The 17,621-nt window shown below is 41.0% G+C and carries 19 protein-coding genes, 1 rRNA gene and 1 other annotated feature; all 20 genes read left to right on the forward strand.

Annotated elements, in window-relative coordinates:
- Positions 1–33 precede the first annotated feature (33 nt).
- Positions 34–891: a rod shape-determining protein MreC gene (mreC, locus tag J2T13_RS08255; RefSeq protein ID WP_429370197.1), complete on the forward strand. Its 858-nt coding sequence runs from the start codon at positions 34–36 to the stop codon at positions 889–891.
- A complete protein-coding gene (gene mreD / locus J2T13_RS08260) occupies positions 891–1,421 on the forward strand; it encodes a rod shape-determining protein MreD (protein ID WP_429370132.1) in 531 nt (176 codons plus the stop codon). Before mreC ends, mreD begins: the two co-directional genes overlap by 1 nt.
- 81 nt (positions 1,422–1,502) lie before the next feature.
- Complete coding sequence (locus J2T13_RS08265) at positions 1,503–2,165, forward strand: septum site-determining protein MinC (protein ID WP_429370134.1); 663 nt, start codon at positions 1,503–1,505, stop codon at positions 2,163–2,165.
- A 3-nt stretch (positions 2,166–2,168) separates the two neighbouring features.
- Positions 2,169–2,963, forward strand: a complete 795-nt coding sequence (gene minD / locus J2T13_RS08270; protein ID WP_429370136.1) for a septum site-determining protein MinD — start codon at positions 2,169–2,171, stop codon at positions 2,961–2,963.
- Positions 2,964–3,149: 186 nt separating this feature from the next.
- On the forward strand, positions 3,150–3,665 hold the full coding sequence (locus tag J2T13_RS08275) for a DUF2179 domain-containing protein (protein ID WP_429370138.1): 516 nt from the start codon (positions 3,150–3,152) through the stop codon (positions 3,663–3,665).
- 171 nt (positions 3,666–3,836) lie between these two features.
- Positions 3,837–4,688, forward strand: a complete 852-nt coding sequence (locus J2T13_RS08280) for a peptidoglycan DD-metalloendopeptidase family protein (RefSeq protein ID WP_429370139.1) — start codon at positions 3,837–3,839, stop codon at positions 4,686–4,688.
- Positions 4,681–5,541 carry a M50 family metallopeptidase gene (locus tag J2T13_RS08285; protein WP_429370141.1) on the forward strand — a complete coding sequence of 287 codons (861 nt, stop codon included), beginning with the start codon at positions 4,681–4,683 and terminating at the stop codon, positions 5,539–5,541. The genes J2T13_RS08280 and J2T13_RS08285 overlap by 8 nt, the downstream gene beginning before the upstream one ends.
- Positions 5,542–5,625: 84 nt before the next feature.
- Complete coding sequence (locus J2T13_RS08290; RefSeq protein ID WP_429370143.1) at positions 5,626–6,876, forward strand: Rne/Rng family ribonuclease; 1,251 nt, start codon at positions 5,626–5,628, stop codon at positions 6,874–6,876.
- 58 nt (positions 6,877–6,934) lie between these two features.
- Positions 6,935–7,021 (forward strand) — a sequence feature (ribosomal protein L21 leader region).
- Between the two features lie 14 nt (positions 7,022–7,035).
- A complete protein-coding gene (rplU, locus tag J2T13_RS08295) occupies positions 7,036–7,347 on the forward strand; it encodes a 50S ribosomal protein L21 (RefSeq protein ID WP_429370145.1) in 312 nt (103 codons plus the stop codon).
- Between the two features lie 14 nt (positions 7,348–7,361).
- On the forward strand, positions 7,362–7,694 hold the full coding sequence (locus J2T13_RS08300; RefSeq protein WP_429370147.1) for a ribosomal-processing cysteine protease Prp: 333 nt from the start codon (positions 7,362–7,364) through the stop codon (positions 7,692–7,694).
- A 17-nt stretch (positions 7,695–7,711) separates the two neighbouring features.
- The gene (gene rpmA / locus J2T13_RS08305) at positions 7,712–8,023 is read left to right on the forward strand and encodes a 50S ribosomal protein L27 (RefSeq protein WP_429370149.1); all 312 of its coding nucleotides are present in this window, start codon (positions 7,712–7,714) and stop codon (positions 8,021–8,023) included.
- Between the two features lie 156 nt (positions 8,024–8,179).
- Positions 8,180–8,920 (forward strand): Spo0B domain-containing protein, encoded by a 741-nt coding sequence (locus J2T13_RS08310; RefSeq protein WP_429370151.1) that lies wholly within the window; start codon positions 8,180–8,182, stop codon positions 8,918–8,920.
- Positions 8,921–8,933: 13 nt separating this feature from the next.
- A complete protein-coding gene (gene obgE / locus J2T13_RS08315; RefSeq protein ID WP_429370153.1) occupies positions 8,934–10,244 on the forward strand; it encodes a GTPase ObgE in 1,311 nt (436 codons plus the stop codon).
- A gap of 146 nt (positions 10,245–10,390) precedes the next feature.
- On the forward strand, positions 10,391–10,828 hold the full coding sequence (locus tag J2T13_RS08320) for an ACT domain-containing protein (RefSeq protein ID WP_429370155.1): 438 nt from the start codon (positions 10,391–10,393) through the stop codon (positions 10,826–10,828).
- Between the two features lie 60 nt (positions 10,829–10,888).
- Positions 10,889–12,175, forward strand: a complete 1,287-nt coding sequence (locus tag J2T13_RS08325; protein ID WP_429370157.1) for a homoserine dehydrogenase — start codon at positions 10,889–10,891, stop codon at positions 12,173–12,175.
- 142 nt (positions 12,176–12,317) lie between these two features.
- Entirely contained in the window at positions 12,318–13,286 is a 969-nt protein-coding gene (thrB, locus tag J2T13_RS08330; RefSeq protein ID WP_429370159.1) for a homoserine kinase, read from the forward strand.
- A complete protein-coding gene (pheA, locus tag J2T13_RS08335; RefSeq protein WP_429370161.1) occupies positions 13,283–14,170 on the forward strand; it encodes a prephenate dehydratase in 888 nt (295 codons plus the stop codon). Before thrB ends, pheA begins: the two co-directional genes overlap by 4 nt.
- A 3-nt stretch (positions 14,171–14,173) precedes the next feature.
- Positions 14,174–15,058, forward strand: coding sequence for a branched-chain-amino-acid transaminase (gene ilvE / locus J2T13_RS08340; RefSeq protein ID WP_429370163.1), 885 nt, complete (start codon positions 14,174–14,176; stop codon positions 15,056–15,058).
- A gap of 167 nt (positions 15,059–15,225) precedes the next feature.
- Positions 15,226–16,779 carry a LysM peptidoglycan-binding domain-containing protein gene (locus J2T13_RS08345; RefSeq protein ID WP_429370165.1) on the forward strand — a complete coding sequence of 518 codons (1,554 nt, stop codon included), beginning with the start codon at positions 15,226–15,228 and terminating at the stop codon, positions 16,777–16,779.
- Positions 16,780–17,324: 545 nt separating this feature from the next.
- Positions 17,325–17,621, forward strand: a 16S ribosomal RNA gene (locus tag J2T13_RS08350); the annotation flags it as partial.

A 17,621-nucleotide genomic window follows, 5' to 3' on the forward strand; every position in this document is an offset into this window, starting at 1 on the left:
AGTAATGTTAGAGGGTGCTGAAACTTGTTTAAGATGCTTGGTAACAAGAGACTGTTTGTTATATTAATTGGGCTAGTTATGTTTATTGGCTTAATGGGATTCACAATTGGACCTAGAACAACGTTGACTTGGCCTGAGAAGTTTGTCAGGGACACGGTAGGATTCGTACAAAATATCTTTTATAAGCCCGCTGGCTATATAGCGGGCTTGTTTGAAGATGTTGGTAATATGAGAGAGATTTACGATGAAAATGAGAGATTGAAAATTGCGTTAGCACAGTATGCGCGTGAGAAAACGCACTTCAACATTCTGGAAACAGAGAATGAACAGCTTAAAGAGGATCTTAAATTCACTACTGCACAGAGTACCAAAAATAATTATGAATTTAATATTACACAAGTGGTAAGTGTGAATTCTGATCCTAATAACCGATCTTTAGTCATCGATATTGGTTCCCGTGAGGGTGTGAAACTCAATATGTTTGTGACCTCCGTAAAAGGGCTTGTTGGTGTAATTAGTCAGGTGAGTAACTTTTCTTCCACGGTTAAGTTGATCACAACTATGGATGCTAATGATCCTAACATCAATTCTATTGCCGTGACAGCACTTGATAATAAGAACAAAACATTTGGAATTATTGAGAGTTACAATGAGGAAACGAAGAAGTTATTAATGACAAGTATCAAAGCCGATGATCCTTTGAAAAAAGATGATACGATTGTATCTTCGGGAAGTGGCGGTCTCTATCCCAAAGGAATTGTAATTGGAACTGTGGATAGCGTTCAAGAAGGCTCGATGGGATTGTTGAGAACAGCAACGATTACACCATCTGCAAGCTTCGTGGACTGGAAGCAATTATTTGTGGTGTTTACACCAGAGGTTGAAGAATAGTGATGATGCGTAGACCGATTCTTATCCTTTTGTTATTTGTCCTGTTCATCTTAGAGGGGGCTGTTATACCTTGGCTTGTACCCGATTCTTGGCAGACTAGAATCGTTCCAAATTTAGTCTATATCGTCATTTTATTTGTCACGATATATAATCATCGGCATACAGCATTGGTACTAGGACTCACTTTTGGGATGTTGCACGATATCGTTTATTACGGACAAATTATGGGTACATATTCTTTTGCTATGGGTTTTTCGGCGTACTTAATGGGCTTCATATTTCAAACTCCACGAGCGCCAATGCCGATCATGATGACTGTTATTGTCCTGGGCAGTCTGGTTTTGGATAGTACTTTGTTTGGTCTTTATACTATATTTCAGTTGAATCACATGACGTACGATTGGGCTTTAGTAAACCATATACTTCCCAATTTGTTTCTTCATTTTGTCTTTGGATTAGTTATCTATGTTCCCCTACGATCGCAGTTGGAGAAGGTGAATAAACGCAGCAGCAATGAGAAGACAGCTTAGACCTATTCCGACATTTTAGAGGTCAAAGCAGGAACTTTGGACTCCATGCACGAAATGAAAGAAGATGGGAGGGACAGGCCTATGACTGTAAAATCCAATCACGTTGTGATTAAGGGCATCAAAGATGGCCTGGTTTTCTTACTTAATGACGAGTGTGAATTTGAGAAAGTGTTGACTGAGCTTCGGTTTAAGTTAGAACACAGCCACCAAAATATTTTGACGGGTCCTATTATTCACGTGGACGTGAAGATGGGCTCCCGACAAATAACAGAAGGTCAAAAGCAAAGTATCTTAGATATTTTGAAGCAAAAAGGTAATCTACTGGTACGCTCAGTTGAATCAGCGGAACTACTACCTCAAGAAAAAAGTGATAGTGGTATCACTGTAATGAGCGGAATGGTGCGTTCTGGACAAATTTTACATCACGATGGCCAGCTTCTTTTTTTAGGGGATGTAAATCCGGGTGGTTCAATAACTTGTACAGGAGATATTTATATTTTGGGTGCACTTCGTGGTATGGCCCATGCGGGTGTAGATGGTAACAATGAGTCTATTATTGCAGCATCTCATTTTTCTCCCACACAGCTAAGAATATCCGAAATCATTAGCCGCCCACCTGATGAGTGGGAGACCCGAGAGACGAGTATGGAATTTGCATACTTGCAGGATGGTATGATGCAGATTGACAAGATGAATAATATTGTGCGGTTACGGCGTGATTTTAACATGTTTAAGGGGGTGTAGCACATGGGAGAGGCAATCGTCATCACTTCAGGTAAAGGTGGTGTTGGCAAAACAACGACTTCAGCTAATATTGGAACAGCACTTGCGCTGCTTGGCAAAAAGGTGTGTTTGGTGGATACCGATATTGGATTGCGTAATTTGGATGTTGTCATGGGATTGGAGAATCGTATTATATATGATTTATGTGATGTTGCTGAGGGAAGATGTCGCCTGAATCAAGCGCTTGTGAAGGATAAACGATTCGACGAATTATATATGCTGCCAGCAGCGCAGACTAAAGACAAAAACTCTATTTCACCAGAACAAGTTCGGGATATTATTCTTGAATTGAAGAAAGAATATGAATATGTCATTATCGACTGTCCAGCAGGGATCGAACAAGGCTTCAAGAATGCCATTGCAGGAGCCGATAAAGCCATCGTAGTTACAACACCTGAGAATGCGGCTGTAAGAGACGCTGACCGAATTATTGGATTGCTCGAAAGTTCCAATGTGGAGTCACCTAAGTTAGTTGTGAATCGAATACGTCCTAATATGGTGAAATCAGGAGATATGTTAGATATTGAGGATATACTTCAAGTGCTTAACATTGATCTCATCGGAATTGTTCCTGATGATGAATATGTCATTAAAGCGGCTAATAACGGAGAACCGACCGTCATGAATCCAGACTCCAAAGCAGCCATTGCTTACCGTAACATTGCGCGGCGTATTTTGGGGGATACTGTTCCATTGATGCAATTGGATAATAAAAAGGGTGCATTTAAACGATTTAAGAAGTTATTTGGAATGGGATAATACGGGTTATTTCTTTCATGTTGAACCAGTGCATTTGCACTGGTCTTTTTAATATAGCAAGTATGGCCTCTCAGTATACTATCTATACTTATAAGTGAAGCGGTTAGCCTCCCTTAGGTAGGGATAGCGAAACTGGTTCTTCTTGTGATTAGCTGGAGGAATTGTACATCTGAGGAGTTGACTCGCATGCTAACCACTTTAGCTACGATATTAATTATACAAATTATTTATGTTTCTTTTTTTACTTTGCGTATGATATTTACATTGAAGGGCCAACGATATCTTGCGGCAGCTCTAAGTACTGTTGAAATCACTGTATATGTTCTCGGATTAAATATGGTATTGAAGTATGTGAATCAGCCTTTGAGTCTGGCCGTTTATGCTTTAGGCTATGGACTTGGTGTACTCACAGGTTCATGGCTTGAGGGAAAAATTGCACTAGGATATATTACGATGAAGGTAATCCTAAATGATCCAGAGAGTAACATGGCTAATCATCTTCGTGACTTAGGCTACGGTGTAACAGCATGGGTAGGAAGTGGTAGAGACGGTGATAGACTGGTATTTGAAGTGTTAGCTAAACGGAAAAATCAAAAGAAACTTTATCAATCGATTCTCGACATGGACCCTAAGGCTTTTATAGTTATTACTGAGCCTATTCAATTGCACGGTGGGTTCTGGGCCAAAGGTTCAAAAAGATAAAGACCATAGTCTGTGAATCTCACTATTTCTAGTGATTTATAAGCGATAAGATAGGCATCCTTAGATGCTTCTTCTTATCGTTTGTTATTTATATAGGGAATAGCTTGTTCTAAATAACCGGACATCCTACATAAACATGGGAGTAAAAGCCTCCCAAGGGGGATTGACGAGATGATAAAAAATTCATCAATGAAGCAACGTAGAGAGGAACGCATACAGGAACTCCTCGATGTCAGTCCACAATTCAAGAAACTGCCAGTGTCACCTGTTGCTACAGTTAGATCGTATGACCCGCAAGATCAGTTGTCATACGAATATTCTGAATATCAAGAACGGGACCCTGAAGCCTTATGGAAGAAAGAACATGGACGATGGGGGGGGATAGAAGAGGAGAATAATAAACATTCTTTTGTGTCAGGCTTTATTTGGCGAATCATCGTTAGTTGTGTGTTGTTCGGAATGATATGGGGGGTATTTCGTACACATCAGTCATGGGCATTGCCCATCCAACATTATATTACCCAATCATTGAATCGAGAAATGAATTTTCAGGCAACTGAAGCTTGGTACGTTGCTCATTTTGGTGGCGCTCCCTCATTCATACCCATATTTAATAGTGAAGCTGAAACGCCACAGAAAATGAACGCATCCCTTTCATTAGTCCAGCCTATTGAAGGAAACATTGTTCAATCTTATGCTTTAAGTTTAAAAGGAATAGAAATTGCTCCAACAGGAGATTCAAATATGGCGCTTCAGGTTAAAAGCGTAGCAACAGGTCTGGTACTAGAGGTGTCGGACGATTCCTTAACGGGAAGGACCGTTACCATTCGGCATGGTGGTGGGATTGTGTCGATCTATGGGCATTTATCTAACACTGAGCTCAAAGTCAACGATTGGCTAGAGGCGGGAGATATTGTGGGTCAATTGCCGAATCGCGCAAATGGTCAGCTCTCCAACCTTTACTTTGCTGTTAAGCAGGACAACACGTATATTGATCCAGCGGAAGTGATTCATCTTGATTAATATCGGGGGTATAAGCTTATCCTTGCATCCACTCTTTGTGATTGTAATGCTAACTTCCATCTTAACCGGTCACTTCATAGAATTAATTACGTTGTTTGCGATTGTGTTAATTCATGAAATGGGACATATGAGCGCAGCTATGATATTCGGAATTCGCGTACGGTCGGTTCAATTGTTACCTTTTGGCGGAGTCGTTACGATTGAAGATGGAGGTAAGATGACTGTCTGGAAGGAAATCGCAATTGCTTTGGCGGGACCTTTACAGAATGTAATTATGATTGCAATCGCAATGTTCTTCAAGGAGATAGGTTCAGGAGATAGTGCGTTTCTATCTTATGTGATCCAGGGTAATGCTGTTATTGCTTTATTTAATTTGCTTCCTATTCTTCCACTTGATGGGGGGAAAATTACGCAAGCTTTTGTTAGTCGTTATATCGCCTATCACTCCACCTTGCTGTGGTCATCGAGAATTAGCATTGTAGCAAGCGGTTTTGTAATTTCGTATTCCTTATTGCCGTTAGCTCGAGGTGAAGGGACGATTCAACTCAATGTACTCATGATTGGAATATTTCTATTTTATTCAAATTACGTAGATTATAAGAATCTACCTTACCGATTTATGAGGTTTTTAATGAATCGAGAGCCGTTATATATAAAAAATTCTATTAATGGTAATTATGGGCATCCCATTATCGCTGATCCAGCGAAACATTTAGGTGGTATATTACGTCTATTTAAAAGAGATAAGTATCATTTAATCTATGTAATGAATAAACGAGGTATAATTAAAGGTGTACTTCCAGAACAAAGTATAATTTCAGCCTATTTTGCCCAAGACCGTCGTCTACCCTGACGTTTAACATGGAATAGAATAACATTAATATTTGAGATCTCATATAGAACATGAGATTTCTTCTAGCAGAGGTGAACCCATGAAATGAAACAGATGATTGTTCACTGTGAACCGAAGTTCACACAGATGGCTCTCATGGAGGAAGGAAAGCTTGTGGAGTTCGCAGCTGAGCGTAGTCAAAGCCAGAGTCAAAGTCTGGTTGGCAGTTTCTACAAGGGCCGTGTCGTCAATGTTCTACCGGGGATGCAGGCAGCTTTTGTTGATATCGGTCATAAGAAGAACGCCTTTCTATATGTTGATGATGTGTTACACCCCCATCTTGAGAAGCAGCCGAAGGATAAGCCTTCGATAGAAGAGTTATTGAAAATTGGACAAGAGGTTGTTGTTCAAGTGATGAAAGAACCATTACGAGGTAAAGGTCCTCGTGTAACAACTCATTATTCTCTTCCAGGACGATGGATTGTCTATATGCCTGTTGCTGATTATGTAGCGGTATCCAAAAAAATTCAAAGAGAAAGTGAACGAAATCGACTTAAAGCGATCAGTGAACGAATGAGAGCGAGTGGCGAAGGAATCATTGTGAGAACTGTTTCTCAGGACGAGAATCCAGAGGCCATTCATGGTGATCTGGATTTCTTACGATCACAATGGAAGTTGATACAAGAGCGTGCAGAGGTTGCATCGGCACCTTGCTTACTACATAAAGACCTTAGTATTGTTCAGCGTCTCATTCGGGATGTGTTGGATCCATTTCATGATGAACTTATCATAAATAATGATCGAGAAGCTCGAGAAGCGGAAACCTTCCTAGAGGAAATTGCAGGTGTGGGATATAACCCTGTGAGGGTATATCGTGAGTCTGAATGGATATTTAATGCCTATGGTGTGCAAGAACAATTGGAAAAAGACCTCGCCCGTAAGGTCACACTCTCAAGTGGGGGAACTATTGTGTGGGACCATACGGAAGCTTTGACTGTAGTCGATGTTAATACTGGGAAATATACGGGCGGAGATAGTCTGGAGGATACGGTAACATTGACGAATCTACAGGCTGCCGAAGAAATTGCTAGGTTGATTCGATTACGTGATGTAGGTGGTATTATAGTGATCGATTTCATCGATATGGAACAAGAAGAGAATCGCCAAAGCGTAATTGAAGTTCTAGAAGCGGGAATAAAGGAAGATCGAACCAAGAGTCAAGTTGTTGGCTGGACGAAGTTAGGTTTGCTTGAAATCACCCGTAAAAAAGTTAGGGATGATACATCCATGATGTTCTATTGTCCTTGTGATACTTGTGGTGGAACAGGCAGGATAAATCTTTTACATGTATATTGACTCATGTATCTGACTGTGCTATCATCTATTAGTATGTGTTTGGTGAAGATTTCTCCTACACATGCTGTAACCGCTCCAATCGGGTTATAAAGTGCAGTGTTGTATACAATGCTGCCACCTAGACTAGGCGAGTCTGAGACATGAAGGAGGTGCAAGAATATGTACGCAATTATTGAAACAGGTGGTAAACAGTACAAAGTTCAAGAGGGCGATGTATTGTTCATTGAGAAATTGAGCGTAGAAGACGGAGAAAGTATAACTTTCAATCGTGTACTAGCGGTTTCTGGTGACAATGGTTTGGTAGTAGGTACACCATTACTTTCTGGTGCGACTGTAACTGCTACAGCTGAGAAACATGGTAAAGGTCATAAGGTTGTTGTATACAAATACAAACCTAAGAAAAACTATCATGTGAAACAAGGTCATCGTCAACCATACACTAAAGTAACAATCGGAAAAATCCAGGCATAAGAAGGTGCGATGAATTGATTATCGTACGTATTTTTCGGAATAGTTATGGAGCTATCCAAAGTTTCAAGGTAAAGGGACATGCTGGTTACGCGAAAGCCGGAGAAGACATTGTGTGCGCTGGAGTATCAGTAGTCACAGTCGGAACGGTTAACTCGATCGAGTCATTAACGGGTATCTTGTTGGAAGCTACAATGCATGATGGTTTCTTGAGTGGAGTACTCCCTCATATTGAGGATGAGTCAACAGCAAGTAAAGTGCAGCTATTACTGGAGTCCATGGTACTTATGTTGAATGATATTGCTGAATCATACGGTGAGTATATTCAAATAGAGGAAGTTATTCTTTAAAGAAGGAGGTAGAAACCATGTTAAAGTTGAATCTTCAGTTATTCGCTTCGAAAAAGGGTGTAGGTTCCACAAAGAACGGTCGCGACAGTAAGTCGAAACGTCTTGGTGTGAAACGTGCAGACGGTCAAGTGGTTACTGGTGGAAGTATCTTGGTTCGTCAACGCGGAACAAAAATTCATCCAGGAACAAATGTTGGCATCGGTAAAGATGATACTTTGTTTGCTAAAGTGGAAGGCGTTGTGAAATTCGAACGTTGGGGCCGCGATCGCAAGAAAGTGAGCGTCTACCCGGTAAATCTCGCTCCTGTAGCGGCAGCATTGGAAGCTTAAATTGCTAACGTAACAGTAGAGTTAGGACAAGAAGCCTCCGGCCAATAAGTGCCGGGGGCTTCTTTGTAGGTTTTAGGATGATTTGGAGAGAAGGACTGTGCTATACTTATAATTGGTTAAAACAACCAATTGCAAAAAGAGGAACGGGGAGAAGCCGTGAAATCCTGGACAAGTTTATTGGCTTTAGCTGTCATATCCATATGGTTTCCTTTGTTTTTCTTATTGAGGTATGAGTCTTTACTGTGGGGTGTCCTATTCACTTTGTGGGTAGTTGCAGTGCTCTGGATCGGAATGAGATCTATTCAAAGAAACAGTGAAGTGAAACAGAAAGTGGCGATTCGAAGTATTGAACAGACAGCTATCAAGACTTTGAATCACCATCGACATGATTGGATGAATGAACTACAAATTCTGTATGGATATATCCAACTCGGAAAACATGATAAATCGGTAGGATGTGTGGGTAGAATAAAGGAGAGGATGGAAGTTGAAAGTAAGATTTCAACGCTCGGAATTCCTTCTTTGGTATTTTACCTACAATCCTTTCGCACAATAGGAAGCAATATTGAGCTTGAGGTCGTTGTCTTGAATGACCTTCAACTGGCGGACAGAATGAGACAGGAAGACAGTGAGATTTGGGTCTCTGCCATTATGCAGACAGTGAGAGCGTATCAATATAGTCACTTTGTAACCTCGGGGGAGAGTCGAAAGCTTATCCTTACTTTGTACGAGGAGCAAGGTGAAGTTGTGGCTCATTTTGAAGGTGAAGGATCTCAGGTTGATTCAGAAATGTTGCAGAAGCAAATTCATAATGTGGTGCAGAGCGGAAGATTAACAACGAAGCAGCTTCAGTCCTCACAAGCTTCGATTCAATTGCGAGTACCGTGTGATACATGAGGAAGGTGAAGTTATGTTTGTAGATAAAGCAAAGGTGTATGTAAAAGGTGGCGACGGTGGAGATGGGCTTGTCGCTTTCCGACGTGAGAAATATGTACCAGAGGGTGGACCAGCTGGTGGTGATGGAGGTAAAGGTGGCGATATCATCTTTAGAGTGGATGAAGGTCTTCGCACACTTATGGATTTCCGTTATCAACGCCATTTCAAGGGAAACCGCGGAATAAAAGGTAGGAATAAAAATCAACATGGTGCTAATGCAGAGCATGTGATTGTTCGTATTCCACCGGGGACTACATTGATAGATGATGATACAGGTGAGGTCATTGCGGATTTAACTCGGCATGGTCAACAAATTGTAATTGCAAAGGGTGGACGAGGCGGAAGAGGGAATACGCGATTCGCTACGATCAGTAACACCGCACCTGAAATTGCTGAGAATGGTGAAGAAGGTCAAGAACGATATGTCGTACTTGAAATGAAAGTTATGGCAGATGTCGGATTAGTTGGATTTCCGAGTGTAGGTAAATCAACACTTTTATCTGTTGTTTCTGGAGCTACTCCAAAAATTGGTGCGTATCATTTTACAACGATAACACCTAATCTTGGAGTGGTGGATGTAGGGGATGGACGTAGTTTCGTTATGGCCGATTTACCAGGACTTATTGAAGGTGCTCATGAAGGCATCGGACTTGGACATGAGTTTCTGCGACATGTAGAGCGAACAAGAGTTATTATCCATGTTGTGGATATGTCTGGTTCTGAGGGACGAGATCCTTTTGAAGATTGGATTAAGATTAACGAAGAGCTTGAATTGTATAACCCTGCACTTATGAAGCGTCCGCAGATTGTTGCAGCTAACAAAATGGACATGCCTGAGTCCGAAGAAAATTTGGCCTCTTTCCGTGAGCGTGTACAACAACTCAGACCTGAAATGGTGATTATGCCAATCTCCTCAGTTACACGTAATGGAGTTCAGGAATTATTGTATCGTGCCACGGATATCCTTGACCAAATTTCTGAAGAGCCTGTAATTGAGGAAGTCTCAGAAATAGCCGAAAGAAAAGTATACAAGTTAGACAAGAAGGATGAAGATTCATTCAAGATCGTTCGTGAGAATGAGGCCTTTGTTGTTCATAGCGCCAAAATTGAGCATATCATGAAAAGAATGCAGTTGAATTCCCATGAAGCGATCTTAAAGCTAGCTCGTATTCTTCGTAGTATGGGTGTGGACCACGAGCTTCGTGAGCTTGGAGCTGTTGATGGAACGATTGTTCGAATTGCTGATTTCGAGTTCGAATTTGTCGAAGGAAGCAGTTATTATTAAGTGAGACACTACCGTATGTGGTACTTTCAAAGTACTGTATACGGTTTTTTTTATGGAAAAAGGTTAGAGTCTATTGACCACTAAAGGTAAAATCTATTATAATTGTCCACAATACGCAAACAGCAGTCTTTGAGGAGAGGACGTTCGTGAAAGAACGCTATTACCTAGTTCGGGAGGACATTTTACCGGAAGCGGTCATTAAGACGATGCGAGTGAAGCAATTACTTGCTGCCGGAGAAGTGAAGACGGTACATGAAGCCGTCGAACAAGTTGGTTTAAGTCGCAGTGCCTTTTATAAATATAAAGATGGAATCCATCTCATTCATCAATTAGAACGTGAACGGATTGTCACCATATCCATTGATCTAGAACATCGCTCAGGAATGTTATCTAAGGTGCTCAGTCTTGTAGCAGGTTTTGGAGGTAATGTTCTAACGATGCATCAGAGTATTCCGTTGCAAGGTGTTGCAAATGTGGTCATATCGGTGGAGATTTCGCGAATGAGTGAGGAGCTTGGTGATATGATTATAGGGATGAAGGCTGTCCCAGGAGTTAAACGTGTTCATATGATTGGTCAAGGCTAGTCATTGTAGCATTGTAGAAATATAGAATATAAGGATAAGTAGTTCGGGAGGTTATGTTAAATGAAACCAGTAAAAGTAGGCTTATTAGGTTTAGGAACTGTAGGAACAGGTGTTGTTCGTATTGTAGAAGGTAACCAAGAGGATCTAAGTAGTCAAGTGGGATCACCCATCATTATTGAGAAAATTGCAGTGAGAAGCAGCGATAAAATTCGAGATATACCGATTGATCCTAATAAACTTACAGAAGATCCATGGGAAGTTATTCGTGACCCTGAGATTGATGTCATAGTAGAAGTTATGGGAGGTATTGAGCCGACCAAGGCTTATATTTTAGAAGCTCTAGAACGTGGTAAGCATATTATCACAGCTAATAAAGATCTTATGGCCCTCCATGGCTCAGAAATTTTAGCGAAGGCTCAAGAGAAGCAATGTGATGTGTTCTATGAAGCAAGTGTTGCCGGTGGGATACCCATTATTCGTACATTAATAGAAGGATTTTCTTCAGATCGAATATTGAAAGTAATGGGCATTGTGAATGGAACAACGAACTTTATTCTGACCAAAATGAGTCAGGAAGGTGCCTCTTATGATGATGTACTACAAGAAGCTCAACAGCTTGGATATGCTGAATCTGACCCTACATCTGACGTCGAAGGCTTAGATGCTGCACGTAAAATGGCAATTCTAGGGACCCTTAGTTTCCGTACTAATGTCGAACTTCATGATGTGAGTGTGCGGGGTATTTCCCAGGTAAGCAAAGAGGATATTACCTATGCCAAGCGTCTAGGTTATGAAATGAAGCTTCTGGGTATTGCTGAACGTGAAGATGAAGAGTTCAGCATTAGTGTACAACCGACGATGGTACGTCGTAATCATCCAATAGCTTCTGTTAACGGAGTCTTTAACGCGGTATATGTATACGGAGAAGCTGTTGGAGAAACGATGTTCTATGGGGCTGGAGCAGGGGCAATGCCTACAGCAACATCAGTAGTAGCTGACCTCGTGGCTGTTATTAAGAATTTGAAGCTTGGTGTGAATGGCCTTAAGGCAATCGTTCCGTACAAAGAGAAAAAGCTCAAGAGTGATGAACAAATCAAATATAAGAACTTTATTCTATTACATGTAGATGATAAAGCGGGTGTGCTTGCTCAAATTACACAGGTATTTGCTCAGTTTGATGTCAGTCTTGAATCCGTAGTACAACAGCCGAGTGAACATAACCCAGAAGCTGAAATCATTATTGTTACACATGATGCAAGCAAGGCAAGTATGAATAAAGTGCTACATCATTTTGAAGGGCTTGAAGTCATTCGTAGAATCAAAAGTGTGTATCGTGTCGAAGGTTAATCGTTAATTCTAGAAGTTTGTATTAAGGATGAATACAGACTCAGTCTGTACAACAATGATCTGAATAGGTGATCAGGCAGGGTCGGAAGATGACTGTGAGTTCTACTGCGGAATTAAAGACGGAATTGAAAGAGGTACGAGTATGATTAGATCGGAAGGTGTACGAGTCAAGCTACCAGCGAGTACAGCCAATTTGGGACCGGGGTTTGATACGTTAGGTATGGCATTATCGCTATATGCATGGATAGAAATGAAAGTCTCTGAACAGACATCATTCCATTTCTATGGAGATGAAATGAAGGGAATCCCTAAGGATAAAAGTAATCTCGTGTATCAAGTTGCCCAAATGGTGTTTGATGAAGCGGGTGTGCAGATCCCAGATATTGAAATTTCTATGTATTCAGAAATACCGTTAACCAGAGGACTTGGAAGTAGTGCATCGGCAATTGTAGGGGGAATGGCTGCTGCTAATGCTTTAATAGGCTCACCATTAACTGATGCTAAACTTTTTGATATGGCAGCGGCTCTAGAGAAACATCCTGACAATGTTGGAGCGTCGTTATTCGGTGGTATTATTACAGCTATTTGGGACGGTACACATGCAGATTATATAAGAATGGAACCGCATGAAGATTTAGAAGTACTTGTGGTTATTCCTGAGTTCCAGTTGTCTACGTCCGCAGCGCGTAAAGTACTCCCCGTGCAGATAAGTCGAGAGGATGCTGTATTCAATATTAGTCACTCTTCATTGTTAGTAGCGGCACTCTCAAGTGGGAGGTTTGATCTGATAGGAACTTCTATGCGTGATCGGCTTCACCAACCCTATCGTGCAAGTCTAGTCCCTGGGATGTCAACGATCTTAAGGGATGCATCCAATCATGGAGCATTAGGTATTGCGCTGAGTGGTGCTGGCCCAACTTTGCTTGCCCTGGTGGATCGAGGAAGTCAGCAGAAACATAATCTAGAATCCTATTTGATTCGGACGATGAATGAACATGGTATTCAAGTATCTGCAAGATGGCTTGAACCCTCAAAAGACGGTGTTGTTATCTATACAGATGTTCAGACGGAAGCGTTTATAGATATGATAAAAGGGGAAGTTAAGGCATGAAACGAATAGCGTTGCTGCCAGAGGGATCGGTCTCCCATGAGGCTGTAGTTCACTTATTTGGAAATGAGCCGGTGGAATTCGTTCACCATAAACTAATATCAGATGTATTTCTTTCTACAGTTCAAGGAAACAGTGATTATAGCGTGATCCCGATTGAGAATACAATTGAGGGTTCTGTAAGCCTGCATATGGATTGGTTAGTGAATGAGGTGGATATCCCTATGCAATTGGAATGGGTATATCCCTCAATACAGAATTTAATTGGTAATAAAGAAGAATTTATGAACGAAAATGATAACTTAGATCTAAGTAAAATCACTAAAATTTTATCTCACCCGGTAGCGACTGCGCAATGTCAGCAGTTTATACGTAATCATGCTCCACAGGCTATATTGGAGAACGTAGGAAGTACTTCTGAGGCTGTTGAGATCGTTAAGACTCATACGGGACAAGGGTGGGCTGCTATTGGAACGTTACTTGGAGCGAAAACTCATGGTTTGGATGTCATAGCAACACGTATAACGGATCATGATAACAACTTTACGAGGTTTGTGCTTATTGGTGCAGACTCGATTGAGCTTCAACGTCCAAGTACCCAGACGAAAACAAGTATTACTGTTACACTTCCTGAAGATTATCCAGGAGCACTTCATCAGGTATTATCAGCCTTCGCATGGAGAAAACTGAATTTATCTCGGATTGAATCTCGCCCTACGAAGAAGAGGCTTGGGAGTTATTATTTTTATATTGATATACTTGAAGAAATGAATAAGTTATTGCTACAAGCTTCTATTGCTGAGATTGAAGCAGTGGGTTGTCAGGTGCGTATCTTGGGTTGTTATCCTATTTATAGCTATGAGAAACAAAATTCGGAGGTGCAGTAATTCATGTCAGAGCAATGGATATACTTAGATGGACAATATGTAACAAAAGAAAATGCAAAGGTGTCTGTGTTTGATCACGGTTTTTTGTATGGGGACGGTATTTTTGAGGGAATCCGAATCTACGACGGTAACATATTCAAGTGTGCTGAGCATTTGGGTCGCCTTTACGATTCAGCGAAATCGATTGGTCTTGTTATTCCACTCGCCCAAGACGAAATACGTGAAGCTATGGCTGAAACGATTCGCCGCAATGATATGCGTAATGGCTATATTCGTTTAGTTGTATCTCGTGGTGTTGGTAACTTGGGCCTAGATCCTCGTCGTTGTGCAAACCCCACGATATTAATTATAGTGGAGCAACTTGCTATTTATCCTGAGGAAGCATATATTAACGGGCTTAGAGCAGTTTCTGTATCCCAACGTCGGAATCTTCCGGATGCTCTTAATCCTAAGATAAAGTCATTGAACTATTTGAATAATATTCTAGTGAAAATGCAATCTAACTTTGCCGATGCTGATGAAGCTATCATGATGAATGCTCAGGGTTATGTAACGGAAGGATCGGGAGACAATATTTTTATAGTGAAAAATAATGTCATTTATACCCCTCCTTGCTATCTAGGAGCACTTGAGGGTATCACTAGATTGGCGATTATCGAATTATGTGAAACATTAGGTTATAAACTTAAAGAAGAACCTTTTACAATGCATGATGTGTATATTGCGGATGAAGTCTTTTTCACAGGAACTGCTGCTGAAGTTATTGCGGCAAGAGAAATTGATGGAAGAGTGATCGGTTCGGGACAAGCAGGACCAATTACATTAAAGCTGCTTGAAGAGTTCCGCAAAATCGTAAGTTTAGACGGATATAAGGTGTGGGAAGCGTAAATAAAACGGATGTTAGGTTCTAATATATGAGGAAAATCCTTTCATGCATAAGCATGGAAGGATTTTTTTTGTGATGAATGATGTCATCCGCCCAACACTTGCATAAGATGAAAGTAACGAAGGCGGGCTATAGTCTGCTTATAAGAAGTTTAGGAGGTTATTGTCGCGTGAAAATACACATGGTTAAGAAGGGTGATACTTTATACGAATTATCTAAGAAGTACGGGGTCGCATTGGAAAAGATAATCGAGGTCAATCCTCAACTCTCTAATCCAGATCAACTAAGCGTGGGAGATAAGATTAAAATTCCATCGCAAGCTACCCCAGTTCCAGTACCTGAACATATTATCCATAAACATGCTGTGAAGCAAGGAGATAGTCTTTGGAAGTTATCTAAGGCTTGGGGTATTTCTTTACAAGAGATGATTGAGGCTAATCCGCAACTGAAGAATCCTAATGCTCTGCTGCTTGGTGAAATTGTGAATATTCCTAAATCAGGGGTATCGGAACAACCGCAGCAGCATAATCAGGTTGTGGATAAGACGGTGCCGGGTAGTAAAACTTACACAGGGCCTAAGGAGAACGTGACTGCACCTAAAGAGATTGTGACAGTACCTAAGGAAATTGTGACTGCTCCTAAGCCTATGCCACCCGTTATACCGCAATTGCCCCAACTTCCAGAAATGCCAGTGCAACAGCAGGAGAAAGTATCCACTACACCTCTGCCGAATCCTCCACCAGCACCAGCACCAACACCAACACCAACACCAACACCAACACCAACACCAACACCAACACCAACACCAACACCTGTAGCACCAATACAATCACCAGTCTTTGAGAAGTCAGTAGCTCCTGTCCAACCTTTACCTACTAAAGAAAGCTTAGAGGTTGAGCATTTCGAGATGAAGCAGCATTTATTCATTCAGTTTCCAGTTCCAGCTCAAGAGGTAATGTATGAGAAACAACCAGTAGTAGAAGTTAATCCTATATCTTGTAGTGATACGATACCTCAAGGTATGGAGAAAACATCATATTATCCAGGTTTAACAGACAATAGTTTTTTTACGCAACCTACGCAGTTTAACTGTTCACCATTCTATGAACAATCGAACTTAGGAGGACAGAATTGGGCTAATGCTCAAGGCGAGCAGCCTTGTTATCCTGAAGTATTCCCAATGAGTTATGCGAACCCGGAAAGTTACATTTCATCTAGTATGCCTACACCTCTATCACAGTCAGTATTCGAGGAGAATTCTCAATTTGTGAACTTTGCTCCTACACCAATGCTTATGGCAAATGAAATGGCATCGGTATCCGTAAACTATTCTCCTTACTATTCATGCACACCACCTTATGAATGGACTTACCCACAGCCAGAGGTACAAGGTGGATATCAAACAGTCCCAATGGCTCCATATGGAGCATATGGTTCAGGTCATTCAATGCCGGAGAATGCTCCTCCAAAAGACTGCGGTTGCCGACAACCGGATGAATTACTACAAGCAGAAGTATCTGAATTTGATTCAATTGAAGAAGCCACCATTGAGAACTCTGATGAACTGTTGGGTCCAAGAGAGGAAGTAGAAGGTGAAGAGGCGACTAATGGTTATCAAGCAATAATTAAATCTGCTCCAAAGAGCAATGTAACACCGCGCAAAAAACAAGCGAAATCTAAAACTTCCCGGCAAAGACGTCATAATCCGTGGATTAATGGATAAGTGAAGGGGAGATAGATACAAGATGATTTCCTAGTGCTTCAAAAATACAAAGGAGATCTCCAAAATCACTATAATAGTGGATTTGGAGATTTCCTTTGTATTTTTTCTTTCTTTTGATTTCATTAAAATTACTGCTTGCAATACTAGCTATTTATATGTTATATTATTTATCCGGTCGTTGTTAAGGCGAATGGTTGAAGAGATATTTTAATAGAATGATATAATTCAATTAAAAACTTCAAAAAAAGTTCTTGCATTAAAACATAAGACATGATATGATATAGAAGTTGTCGCCGAGAACAACTGATGACAACGAAAGAGTAATTGATCTTTGAAAACTGAACAACGAGTGAGTAAAGATTTCACGAAAGTGAGATCAAAACAAATGAGAAATCATTTGGTAGAGAATGCAAATTCTCGCCAGTTTGTTTCAAAATGAGCATATCGCTCTTTTCATTCGATGGATGTTGGGTCGCTGCAAAGTTGATCTGGCATTCATCTCCAGATGATTCCGAAATTGTTGCAAAGCAATTTAGAAATCATCTCTATTGGAGAGTTTGATCCTGGCTCAGGACGAACGCTGGCGGCGTGCCTAATACATGCAAGTCGAGCGGAGTTGATGGAGTGCTTGCACTCCTAATACTCAGCGGCGGACGGGTGAGTAACACGTAGGTAACCTGCCTGTAAGACTGGGATAACTACCGGAAACGGTAGCTAATACCGGATAATACATTTTCTCTCCTGAGAAGATGTTGAAAGGCGGAGCAATCTGTCACTTATAGATGGACCTGCGGCGCATTAGCTAGTTGGTGAGGTAATGGCTCACCAAGGCGACGATGCGT

The organism is Paenibacillus sp. DS2015, assembly GCF_050433705.1.
GTDB lineage: Bacteria > Bacillota > Bacilli > Paenibacillales > Paenibacillaceae > Paenibacillus_AQ.